Below are 10,964 nucleotides of genomic sequence, written 5' to 3' on the forward strand. Positions count from 1 at the left end.
CCCTTCGATCACCCGGGGTCAGCCTGGACGGCCGTAGCTGTGGATCGGGCCGTCGTCGACCTTCTTCATCTTTACCGGCTGACCGGCCTGCGAGGCGTGCACCACCCAGCCGCCACCGACGTACATGCCGACGTGGTGGATGTCGCTGTAGTAGAAGACCAGGTCGCCGGGGCGCAGGTCACCCTTGCTGACGTTCTTGGTGACCCGGCTCTGCGCGGCGGCGTTGTGCGGCAGCGACACGCCGGCCTTCGCCCAGGCGGCCAGCATCAGCCCGGAGCAGTCGTACGAGTTCGGGCCTTCGGCACCCCAGACGTAGGGCTTGCCGATCTGCGCGCAGGCGAACTTGACCGCCGTGCCCGCGGCACCGCCAGGGTAGCTACCCGGGCAGGGCGCCGGGCGCAGCGGACCGCCGCCGCCGCTGCCGTACACCTTCAGGCGCAGCTTCTGCAGGCGGTCGATCTCGTCGTTGATCTGCTTCTTCTTCGCCGCCAGCTGAGCTTCCGTGCGGGTCAGCTGAGCCACCATCTCGTCCAGCGGCGCCTTCTGCGCGGCCAGCTGGTCGCGCAGGTCGGCCACCTGGCGTACGTCCTTCTGCTGGTTGTGCGCGAAGCGGTCGAGCATTTCGAGCTGGCCGACCACCTCGCCGGGCGACCGACTGCCCAGCACGGCGTTGACGGTCGAGACGTTCTCACCCTTGTAGGCGCGTACGGCCAGGGCACTGACCTTGTCCATCGCGGCGTCGACCTGGCGCTCAAGCGGAGTGATCCGGGCGGCCAGCGCGTCGGCCTGCTTGCGCTTCGCGGTGAGGTCGGTGCGGGTGGCGTTGTGCCGCTCGATGATCGGTTCGAGCTTGTTCCAGTCGGCGTCGATCTGGCGCTCGATCTCGGCGACGGACGGGTCGGCATGGGCCGCCGTGGCACTGCCGGTCAGAACGACGGCGATGCCGGCCAGCGCGGCGAGTGCGGTGGTGAAGCGGGACCAGCGTGGGCGCGGCACGATCGACGACGGGCCGGCTGATGCCGACCGCTCGGACGACGGCCGCGGGGCATGGAGTGCCACCGGGGTTCCGTACTCCTTCTTCCTGACCGCCTACCGGGTTAGCTGACGGGTTCGGGCGGGAAGTCGGCGCCCTACCGCAGTGGCTGCGGATTCACCCCGAGGGACCTGGGTCCCCGGTTCGTTCGGAAACGACTCGGCGGTGTCGGTCCGTTACCGCCCGGGCTGGGCGGAGCTGCTGTCGGGCCGACGAATGACCAGAGTAGAGACGCTTGTTACCGATCCGCAACCCGTACGGCAGTGACACTCCGTACGGATTGGACGAGGTCACCGACCGTGTGTGAAGAATTCTTTCCGCATGCTTCGATAGATGGAAAGGTATTGACGTGACCTCCCGGACGGCGCGATGGTGACCTGACCTCACTCCGCGAAAATCTAGGGGGTTCGATGCACCATCCAACCCTGTCGACCGGCTGGCGCGCACTGCTCGCCGCCACCGTGGTCGCCGCCGCAACCACTGTGCCACTCTCCGTCGGCCCGGCCGCCGCCGCGCCCACCACCGACCGCCAGCAGCAGTACGCCGCAGCGGCCACCGAGTACGGCGTGCCGGCCGTCGTGCTGCTCGGCGTCTCCTACCTGGAGTCGCGCTGGGACACCAACGCCGGCACACCGAGCACCAGTGGCGGCTACGGTCCGATGCACCTGACCGATGCGCGGCACGTGGCCGCCCTACCCGGGCGCGGCCACCACGACGCCGGCGCCGAGGACCCACGCGGCGACGACTCCCGTCCCGCCCGGGTGCCCGCGCCCCGGCCGGTCGAGGCACCCGAGCCGTCCACCGCCGCATTGCAGACCGTCGACGCCGCCGCCACGCTGACCGGCGCCACCCCCGAGGCACTGCGCACCGACGCGGGCCTCAACATCCGGGGTGGGGCCGCGCTGCTGAGCGCGTACCAGAGGGATCTGGGCGCGCCGGTCGGCGCGGACACCGACCCGGCGGCCTGGTACGGCGCGGTCGCCCGCTACTCGGGCGCGGACAGCGCCGACGCCGCGGCAGCCTTCGCCGACGAGGTCTTCACCACCATCGGCGCGGGCGAAGCCCGGGTGACCGACGACGGCCAGCGGATCACCCTGCCGGCCCGTGTGGTGCGGCCCGAGCGTTACTGGTTGGACCGGCTGGGCCTGCGCCGCCTGGCCCGCCCGGACGGGGTGGAGTGCCCCCGCACCATCTCCTGCGAGTGGATCCCGGCGCCCTACGAAGCGTTCGGCGACGGGGACTACGGCAACCACGACCTCTCCGACCGACCCGCCCGGCAGAAGATCGAGTACATCGTCATCCATGACACCGAGGCGAGTTGGGCCACGACCCTGAAACTCGTCCAGGACCCGACCTACGTGAGCTGGCACTACTCGCTGCGCTCGGTCGACGGGCACATCGCGCAGCACGTGAAGACCAAGGACGTCGGCTGGCACGCCGGCAACTGGTACGTCAACGCGAAGTCGATCGGGTTGGAACACGAGGGCTTCGCGGCACAGGGCACCTGGTACACCGAGGCGATGTACCGGACCTCGGCGAAGCTGGTCCGACACCTGGCGCTGAGGCTGGGCATCCCACTGGACCGCCAGCACATCATCGGCCACGACAACGTGCCCGGCACCATCGCCTCGACAGTGCGGGGAATGCACTGGGATCCGGGCCCGTACTGGGACTGGACGCACTACTTCGACCTGCTGCACGCACCTCGGCTGGACACCGGCACCCCGGCCACCGGAATGGTCCGGATCGACCCGGACTACACCACCAACCAGCCGGCGTTCACCGGCTGCGTCACCCCGGGCGTGCCCTGCGCGCCACGCGGCTCCTCGGCGGTGGTGCTGCGCAGCGCACCGTCCGCGGACGCGCCGCTGGTCAACGACATCGCGCTGCGCCCGGACGGCAGCCCGAACACGATGACCGTGTCGGACCACGGGGCCCGGGCATCCGCCGGGCAGACATACGCGCTGGCCGGGCGGCAGGGCGACTGGACGGCGATCTGGTACCTCGGGCAGCGGGCCTGGTTCCACAACCCGGCGTCCGCGCCGACCGCCAGTTGGACCATCGGCGTCGTGGCCACGCCGAAGCCCGGCCGGACCACCGTTCCGGTCTACGGACGGGCGTACCCGGAGCAGTCCGCGTACCCGGAAGGGGTGCCCTACCAGGCGATCTCGCCGCTCCAGTACACCCTGGCCGCCGGGCAGCGGTACGCCGTCGGCGCGGTGCTGGCCGGCGAGTACTACCGGGCCAGCACGTTCGACGGCTCCTCGCCCGGCGACTGGACGGTGATTCGCGGCAAGAACCGGTACGCGCAGATCCAGTTCGGCCACCGGATCATGTACGTCGACCTCGCCGACGTGCAGCTGTTGCCGTCCCCGGTCGGCGCGCCGCGCTGAGAACCACGAAGGCCCCCGGTCGGTGACCGGGGGCCTTCGTGTCGCGCGAGATGGATCAGCCGGGTCTGCGGAATCCGGCGACGGGCATGGTGTTGATGCTGGACACCTGCACCGGCTTGCCGGCACGTGGCGCGTGCACCATGGTGTTGTTGCCCAGATAGAGCCCGACGTGACTCAGGCCGGAGAAGAAGAAGACCAGGTCACCGGGGCGGGCATCGCCGCGCGAGATGGCCTTGCCCTCGTTCCACTGGTCACCGGTGTGGTGCGTGAGGTAGATCCCGGCCGCCTTGTAGGCGTACTGGGTCAGCCCCGAGCAGTCGAACGAGTTCGGGCCGGTGGCACCCCAGACGTACGGCTTGCCGACCTTGCCGCAGGCGGTCTTGATCGCGGTACGGGCCGCCGCGCTGACCACCCCGTTGATGGTCGGGCAGGCCGCGGTCTTGACAGTGGTCTTCGGCATCGACGCCTCGAGCTTCTTGATCTCGCCGTCGATCTGCTTCTTCTTCGCCGCCAGGTCGTTCTGCTGCTTGGTCTGGGTGACGATCAGCGCGTCCAGCTTCCGCTTCTCGCCGTCGTACTTGTCCCGCACGGCCAGCACACCCTCGACCTCCTTGCGCTCCTGCGAAGCGAGCCGGTCGAGGATGGTGAGCTGCTCGGTGAGCGTGTCCGGCTTGGCGCTGACCAGCAGCGCGCCGATGTCGTGCGACGGGCCGGAGATGTAGTAGCGGGAGGCGAGATCGCCGACCCGGTTGAGCGCCAACTCGCTCTGCAGCGCCAGCGGCTCGATCTTCTTCTGCAGGTCCGCCGACTTCTGCCGGTTGACCTTCAGCTGCGCCCGGACCTTGTTGTACTGCTCGATGGTGGGCTCCAACTGCTCCCACTTCTTGTCGATCTGCGCCTCGATCTCGTCGACCGAGGGCGCGGCGTGTGCCGGCGCGGTCAGAAGACCGGCACCGACCGCCGCGGCGGCGACCAGGACCAGCACCCGGTGCGCGGCGCGACGCAGACCACCAGAGCGAGCAGACGCGTTCAGGTCGTGACGATGAGGGGGCATGGTTGCCACCGGCACCGACTCCTTTGCAACCGACCGCCGGGCGCCTCGCGTGAGGGAAGGGCCGAGGCAGACGACCCACAGCGGTCGGTGCCCCACATTAGGGAAGCTCGGGACGGTAATCAAGGCGAGCGCGGTAACCATCACTGTCGTGCAACCGCTTGCACACCAAGGGTATTCGTCCATCACCCAACGATTGCGGTCAATACATCGTCAAGAGTGACCACACCGAGTGGCCGTCGCCCGTCGCTGACCAGCACCATGTGCCGCCGTTCGCGACGCATCGCCAGCAGCAGGTCGGCCAGCGTACGGTCCGGCGGCACCACCGCCAGCGGGCGGTAGACGTCGGCCGGCACCGGGGACCGGCGGCCCTGCCCGGCGTACCCGAGCACGTCCTTGACATGCACAAAGCCGAGCACCCGACGGGTCGACCGCTGCACCACCGGGAACCGGGACCGGCCGGTCCGGGTCGCCAGCACCTCCAGTGACGCCGGCGAGACGTCCTCGGCCACCGTCACCACCGTCGACCACGGTTGCAGCGCGTCCGCCGCCGTCCGGGCGTGCAGGGCCAGCGCGCCGGTGATCCGCGCGTGCTGCTCCGCGTCGAGCAGCCCCTCGGTGCGCGCCTGGGAGACCAACCCGGCCAACTCCTCGGCGGTGAACACCGTCTTCACCGCCTCGGACGCCTCGATCCGCCAGAACGCGAGCACCCGCCGGGCCGCCCATTTCATCGCGAGCAACAACGGTTTGGTGGCCACACAGAATGCCAGCATCGCCGGGCCGAGCCAGAGCGCGGAGACCTCCGGACCGGCCAGCGTGATGTTCTTCGGCACCATTTCACCGACGACCGTGTGCAGAAAGACCACCACGCCCAGTGCCAGCACGAACGCCACCGGGTGCACCGCCCGCTCCGGCAGGCCGGCCGCGTGGAACGGCGGCTCCAGCAGGTGGGCCAGCGCCGGTTCGGCGATCGCGCCCAGACCCAACGAGCAGACAGTGATGCCGAGCTGCGCACCGGCGATCATCAGCGGGATCTGGTTCATCGCCGACAACGCCCAGCGGGCGCGTTTCGACCCGGCGGCCAGCGGCTCGATCACCGTCCGGCGCGACGCGATGAGCGCGAACTCGCTGCCCACGAAGAACCCGTTGCCGAGCAGCAACAGCACTGTCACCAGCAGCTCAGTCATCGTCGTCCGGATCCGCCGGGCGCAACACCCGGACCTGCTCGATCCGGTGCCGCTCCACCTCGACCACTGTGAACTCCCAGCCGTCCGCCTCGACCGTCTCGCCGGCGAGCGGGATGTGCCCGAGCTGGGCCATCAGGAACCCGGCCAGGGTCTCGTACGGCCCCTCGGGCAGCCGGAAGCCGGTCTGCTCGGCCAACTCGTCGGAGCGGAGCACACCGTCGACCAGCACTGTGCGCTCACCGCCCGGCACCGTCAGCTCGGCCGACCCGTTGTCGTCCACGCTCGCCGGGTCGAACTCGTCGGCGATCTCTCCGACCAGCTCCTCGACGAGGTCCTCGACTGTCACCACGCCGTCAGTGCCGCCGTACTCGTCGACCACGATGGCCAGGTCGGCCCCGGCCGCCTTCAGCGCGGCCAGGACACCGTCCAGGTTCAGGCTCTCCGGCACGTACACCGGCTCGCGGGCCACCGAGCCGACAGTCGTCGACGCCCGGTCGGCCAGCGGCACCCCCAACGCGTCGGGCACCGCGGCAACCCCGGTCACCAGGTCCAGGGTCTCCTCGTACACGGGGAACCGGGTCCGCCCGGTCCGCCGCGACTCCTCCAGCAGCTCGGCCACGGTGGCGGTTGCACGCAGCGCGACCACGTCCACCCTGGGGGTCATCGCCTCCGCGGCCCGCTTGTCACCGAAGCGGATGGTGCGACGAAGCAGCATCGCCGTGTCGGTGGGCAGCGCGCCGGCCCGCGCCGAGATGGCCGCCAGCAGGCCCAGCTCCTCCGGCGAGCGGGCGCTTGCCAACTCCTCCTGCGGCTCCACGCCGAGCGCCCGGACCAGTCGGTTCGCCGAGCCGTTCAACCCCCGGATCACCCAGCCGAACGTCCGGGAGAAGGTGTGCATCGGGCCGGCCGTGGCCAGCGCCGCCGGCATGGGCCGGGCCAGCGCCGCGTTCTTCGGCACCAACTCGCCGAAGAGCATGGAGATCAGCGTGGCCAGGGCCAACGCGAGGAACGGCGTGAGCCGCTCGGTGCTGTCTCCGGCCAGCGGGCGCAACAGCGGGGTGAAGAGCCGGGCCAGGGCCGGCTCGGCCAGGTAGCCGGTGAGCAGCGCGGTGATGGTGATGCCGAGCTGTGCCCCGGAGAGCTGGAAGGAGAGTTCGCGCAGCGCCGTGCGTACCGTCAGGGCGGCCTGGTCGCCCGCGGCGGACCGCCGGTCGATCTCCGCCCGGTCGACCGTGACCAGGGCGAACTCGGCCGCGACGAAGAACGCGTTGCCCGCGGTCAGGGCTACGAAGCCGACCAGGGGCAACAGCGTCGTCAAGAGTAGGCCGTCGATGAACAGATCCCAGGGGTACGCGTCTCAGCCGCCGATCGGCGCGGTCTCCTTGCCGCCCTGCGGCTGCTCGGGCTTGACCGAGCGGAGCAGCACGCTGGCCACGTCGATCACCTCGACCTGTTCGCCGGCACCCTTGCCGTTGACCCCGTCGCTGAGCATGGTCGAGCAGAACGGGCAGCCGACCGCGACCGTCTTCGCCCCGGTGGCCATGGCCTCCTCGACGCGGTCCACGTTGATCCGCTTGCCGATCTTCTCTTCCATCCACATCCGGGCGCCGCCAGCACCGCAGCAGAAGGAGCGTTCGCTGTTCCGCGGCATCTCGGTCAGGTCGCCCGCGATGGCGTCGCCGAGGACCTCCCGGGGGGCCGCGAAGACGCGGTTGTGCCGACCCAGGTAGCAGGGGTCGTGGTAGGTGACGCCGCCGTCGACCGGCTGCACCGGCGTGAGCTTGCCGGTGGCGACCAGGTGCGCGAGCAGTTGAGTGTGGTGGACCACCTCGAACTCCCCGCCGAGCTGCCCGTACTCGTTGCCAAGGGTGTTGAAGCAGTGCGGGCAGGTCGCGACGATCTTGCGCTTGGCCTTGTCCCGGCCCTCGAACGCCTCGTTCAGCGTCTCCACGTTCTGCTGGGCGAGCATCTGGAAGACGAACTCGTTGCCGATCCGTCGCGCCGGGTCGCCGGAGCAGGTTTCGCCCTCGCCCAGGATCGCGAACTTCACGCCCGCCTCATTGAGCAGCGTGGCCACCGCGCGGGTGGTCTTCTTGGCCCGGTCCTCGAACGCGCCGGCGCAGCCGACCCAGAACAGGTACTCGAAGTCGTCCACCTCGCCGACCCGGGGCACCTCGAAGTCCAGGCCCTTGGTCCAGTCCTCGCGGGTGTTCTGCGGGGCGCCCCACGGGTTGCCCTTGTTCTCCAGGTTTCGCAGCATCACCCCGGCCTCGGAGGGGAAGCTCGACTCGATCAGCACCTGGTAGCGGCGCATGTCGACGATGTGGTCGACGTGTTCGATGTCCACCGGGCACTGCTCGACGCAGGCACCGCAGGTGGTGCAGGACCAGAGCACGTCCGGGTCGATGACACCGCCCTCCTCGGCGGTGCCGATCAACGGCTTGTCCGCCTCGGCGAGGGCCAGCACGTCCAGGTGGGCGAGCTGCGCCTGGGTGGCCTTCTCCTCGCCGGTCAGGTCCTTGCCGCCGCCGGCCAGCAGATAGGGCGCCTTCGCGTACGCGTGGTCACGCAGGCTCAGGATGAGCAGCTTCGGCGACAGGGGCTTGCCGGTGTTCCAGGCCGGGCACTGCGACTGGCAGCGACCGCACTCGGTGCAGGTGCTGAAGTCCAGGAGGCCCTTCCAGCTGAACTGCTCGACGTGGGCAACGCCGAACTGGTCCTTCTCCGGGTCCGCCTCCTCGAAGTCGAGCGGCTTGCCCTGGCTCGTCATCGGGCGCAGCGCGCCGAGACCGGAGCCGGCCGGTTTGGTCGGCTCCCGCTTGAAGAAGATGTTGGGAAACGCCAGGAAGCGGTGCCAGGCGACACCCATCGTGACGTTCAGGGAGATGACGATCAGCCACGTCATCGAGATAATGATCTTGATGGCGGCGGCGACGCTCACGCCGTCCGCCCAGTCGGGCAGCACCGCACCGACCGCGTGGCTGACCGGGGTGGCCCAGAACGGGAACTCGAAGTGGTCGGTGGCGACCTTGAAGCCCCGGATCACGAAGCCGAAGATCAGGACCAGCAGCACGATCCACTCGACGAAGTAGCCCTGCCACATGGTCGAGCCGGTGAACCGGGACCGCCCGCCCGGACGGGTCGGCCGGTTGCGCAGCCGGATCGCCATCAGCACCAGGATGCCGATCAGACCCAGCACCCCGATGATCTCGGTGACCAGGCCGAAGATCGTCCAGTGCCCGATGATCGGCAGACCGCCGTCGGTGGTGACCACCTCGAAGTACGCCTCGAGCACCAGCAGCGACAGCACGACGAAGCCGACCATCACGAACCAGTGCGCGGCGCCCACCACGCCCCACTTGAGCATCCGGGTGTGGCCGGCCGTCTCCACCAGCATCGTCCTGGCGCGGGCGACCTTGTCGGTGAACCGCTCCGGCGCGGGTTGCCCGAGCCGGATGACTGCCACCAACTTCAGGACCGCACGCACCGCAAGCCACACCGCCACGGCGGTGATGGCGGCCGCGAGGATCGTGGTGACGATCTGGACGCTGCCCATCGAGTTGGCCTCCCCGGTCTGCTGCCTGATGACCTCGCTCTGCTCGGTCATGCAATGCAGCCTACGCGAAGGTTACCCAGCGGTAACGTGAGTCATCTCGCAGTAGGCCGCGCTGCCTGCGCACACCATAGGGGGCCCCACCCGATCCTGCCGGGCAGGGGCTCGACGGGGTGACGTGTGACCGCCGACGCGGCGGTCTGCTCTGATCAGCGCCAGCGGGAGAGCAGAGCCAGCGAGGCGACCATCGCACCGAAGCCGACGGCGAGGTTCCAGTAACCCCACGCCATGACCGGGTACTCCTGCTCGGACAGGTAGTAGAGCACCAGCCAGCCGATGCCGACGACGATCAAGGCGACCGCGGTGATCGGCAACCACACCGGGCTAGGCTTGCGCGACGACGACGACGTCGTCGGACGGACGTCCGTCGGCGGGGTGTACACCTTCTTCTTACGGACCTGAGACTTGGGCACGGCGCTCTCCAGAGGGGTGACGACCTCGTCCGGCCTGACAACCGGGCGCGGGGGCGACGGTCCATGGCCAATAATGTTTCGAGAGCTAGCGTAGTCCCGATTGGCCGCCTGGACCACGAATGGGGTCAGGCCGGTGCACGGAGTGACCGAAAGAGGCGGGACTGTTCGCATCGCCGGCCCAGCCGGCACGGACCGATCCCCGACACGCGGAAGGAACGCTCGGTGGAGTACACATCCGGCGCAACCTCCTGGCAGAAGGTCCTCCGACGGGCCGCCGCCGGGCTGCTGCCCCGGCGACCGCGCCAACGCCGTCCGGGCTGGTCGATCGGGGTGCCCCTGATCGCCGCGGCGGCCGGGTTGCTCTTCACCACCACTGCGACCACAGCGGGCGGCACCGCTCTCCGGGAGGACCGGCGCCCCCAGCTCAACCAGCTCATCGAGGACCGCCGCGAACAGGTCGCCGCCAGCGAGCGTCGCGCCGCCACGCTGCGCGGCGAGGTCGAGCAACGGACCAACACCCTGGCCGGCTCGGACGCCCCGATCAAGGCTCAGCAGAATCGCGCCCAGGGCAGCCTCCAGGACGCCGGGTTCACCGCCCTCAGCGGGCCCGGGGTAACCGTCGAGCTGAACGACGCGCCCCAGCTGGACCAGACGCAGTCGGACGCCAGCAACGACGACCTGGTGGTGCATCAGGGGGACGTACAGGCGGTGGTCAACGCGCTCTGGGCCGGCGGAGCCGAGGCGATGTCAATCATGAATGTCCGCGTGCTCACCACCAGCGCGGTACGCTGCGTCGGTAACACCCTGCTACTTCACGGCCGGGTGTACTCCCCACCGTTCAAGATCGTAGCAATCGGCGATCCCGCTGCCCTCCAGCAGGCCCTCGCCAGCTCTCAGGGAGTCCGGTTGTTCAAGGACGCGGTCGACGACTACCAGCTTGGCTACAAGGAGACGGCCTCCACGGTGCGAGTTCCCGCATTCGAGGATTCCACCGCCCTGCGCTCGGCTACGGTGCCCAAGTGAGCGGGCCGGACGAGCGACGCGACGGGCGACACCGGGACCAGACCGACGAGCCGACCGCCTTCCTGCCCAAGTTCGACCGGCCCGAGTCGGCACCGGTCCGACCCACCCCGGCCGGCAACTGGCCCGAGCCGGTGCTGCAGCCGCCGCGAGCCGAGCAGCCGCAGCCGCAGCGAGCCGAGCAGCCGCCGCCGAGCGCCACTCGGCCCGAGCCGACCGGGACCCCGGGCCGCCCGGGTGCCGAAGCGCCTCCG

At 69.9% G+C, this 10,964-nt stretch carries 8 protein-coding genes, 1 pseudogene and 1 riboswitch; of the genes and pseudogenes, 3 read left to right on the forward strand and 6 right to left on the reverse strand.

Features of this window, described 5'->3' with window-relative positions; genetic code table 11:
- Positions 1-18: 18 nt before the first annotated feature.
- Positions 19-1,059, reverse strand: coding sequence for a C40 family peptidase (locus GUI43_RS27615; protein WP_112601090.1), 1,041 nt, complete (start codon positions 1,057-1,059; stop codon positions 19-21).
- A gap of 13 nt (positions 1,060-1,072) precedes the next feature.
- Positions 1,073-1,208, reverse strand: a riboswitch (cyclic di-AMP (ydaO/yuaA leader).
- Between the two features lie 235 nt (positions 1,209-1,443).
- Here GUI43_RS27615 and GUI43_RS27620 point away from each other — a divergent pair.
- Entirely contained in the window at positions 1,444-3,426 is a 1,983-nt protein-coding gene (locus tag GUI43_RS27620; protein ID WP_112700119.1) for an N-acetylmuramoyl-L-alanine amidase, read from the forward strand.
- A 55-nt stretch (positions 3,427-3,481) separates the two neighbouring features.
- Here GUI43_RS27620 and GUI43_RS27625 read toward each other — a convergent pair whose 3' ends face one another.
- The 5 genes from GUI43_RS27625 to GUI43_RS27645 all read right to left on the reverse strand — a co-directional run bounded on the left by GUI43_RS27625 (position 3,482) and on the right by GUI43_RS27645 (position 9,690).
- Positions 3,482-4,495, reverse strand: coding sequence for a C40 family peptidase (locus GUI43_RS27625; protein ID WP_225855105.1), 1,014 nt, complete (start codon positions 4,493-4,495; stop codon positions 3,482-3,484).
- A gap of 167 nt (positions 4,496-4,662) precedes the next feature.
- Positions 4,663-5,664, reverse strand: a complete 1,002-nt coding sequence (locus GUI43_RS27630) for a hemolysin family protein (protein WP_112601088.1) — start codon at positions 5,662-5,664, stop codon at positions 4,663-4,665.
- Positions 5,657-6,982 carry a hemolysin family protein gene (locus GUI43_RS27635; RefSeq protein ID WP_249037864.1) on the reverse strand — a complete coding sequence of 442 codons (1,326 nt, stop codon included), beginning with the start codon at positions 6,980-6,982 and terminating at the stop codon, positions 5,657-5,659. Before GUI43_RS27635 ends, GUI43_RS27630 begins: the two co-directional genes overlap by 8 nt.
- A 39-nt stretch (positions 6,983-7,021) precedes the next feature.
- The gene (locus tag GUI43_RS27640) at positions 7,022-9,220 is read right to left on the reverse strand and encodes a (Fe-S)-binding protein (RefSeq protein ID WP_112700122.1); all 2,199 of its coding nucleotides are present in this window, start codon (positions 9,218-9,220) and stop codon (positions 7,022-7,024) included.
- Positions 9,221-9,426: 206 nt separating this feature from the next.
- Entirely contained in the window at positions 9,427-9,690 is a 264-nt protein-coding gene (locus tag GUI43_RS27645) for a cell division protein CrgA (RefSeq protein ID WP_112601206.1), read from the reverse strand.
- A 222-nt stretch (positions 9,691-9,912) separates the two neighbouring features.
- Here GUI43_RS27645 and GUI43_RS27650 point away from each other — a divergent pair, with 222 nt between their 5' ends.
- A complete protein-coding gene (locus GUI43_RS27650) occupies positions 9,913-10,713 on the forward strand; it encodes a DUF881 domain-containing protein (protein WP_091396339.1) in 801 nt (266 codons plus the stop codon).
- Positions 10,710-10,964, forward strand: a pseudogene (locus GUI43_RS27655) (hypothetical protein); the annotation flags it as partial. The gene GUI43_RS27650 and the pseudogene GUI43_RS27655, both read left to right, overlap by 4 nt.

The sequence above is a fragment of the Micromonospora noduli genome, assembly GCF_003264365.1.
In the GTDB taxonomy this organism is placed as follows: domain Bacteria; phylum Actinomycetota; class Actinomycetes; order Mycobacteriales; family Micromonosporaceae; genus Micromonospora; species Micromonospora noduli.